This is a genomic window from Aestuariicoccus sp. MJ-SS9 (assembly GCF_032586235.1).
Taxonomy (GTDB): Bacteria; Pseudomonadota; Alphaproteobacteria; order Rhodobacterales; family Rhodobacteraceae; genus Aestuariicoccus.
This window is the reverse complement of sequence record NZ_JAWHTD010000138.1, coordinates 1-570: the sequence shown is the minus strand read 5'-3', so window position 1 is coordinate 570 and position 570 is coordinate 1. Positions and strand designations below refer to the sequence as shown.

Annotated in this window: 1 protein-coding gene; it reads left to right on the top strand. The window is 59.3% G+C overall.

Features of this window, described 5'->3' with window-relative positions; genetic code table 11:
* Positions 1–570 (top strand): IS630 family transposase (locus RXV88_RS23630; protein ID WP_316296188.1); only part of this gene is annotated, 570 nt, incomplete at its 5' end.

Below are 570 nucleotides of genomic sequence, written 5' to 3'. Positions count from 1 at the left end.
GACGAAAAATCTCAGATCCAGGCGCTCGACCGCGAGCAGCCCGTTCTGCCCATGGCGCCTGGTGTCCCCGAACGGCGCACCCACACCTATACACGCAATGGCACGACATCGCTGTTCGCCGCACTCGACATCGCCACCGGCGCGGTGATCGGAAAGTGCTACAAGCGCCACCGTGCGACGGAGTTCCTCGACTTCCTCAAGCAGATCGACAGGCAGATGCCAGAGGGCCAGGATGTGCATATCGTCATGGACAATTATGCCACCCACAAGACGCCGAGGATCAAGGCTTGGCTGGCGCGCCGACCGCACTGGCACGTCCACTTCACGCCGACCTCGGCCAGCTGGCTCAACCAGGTCGAACGCTGGTTTGCCGAACTGACCCGAAAACAGATCCAGCGTGGCGTCCACCGGTCCGTTGCAGAGCTTGAAGCGGACATCATGGCGTTCATAGACGCTCACAATGACAATCCCAAGCCCTACAAATGGGTGAAGTCCGCCGACGAGATCCTCACCTCCGTCCAACGCTTTTGCCAGAAATCATTGGCAAGAACTTCAGATTCAGGTGACTAG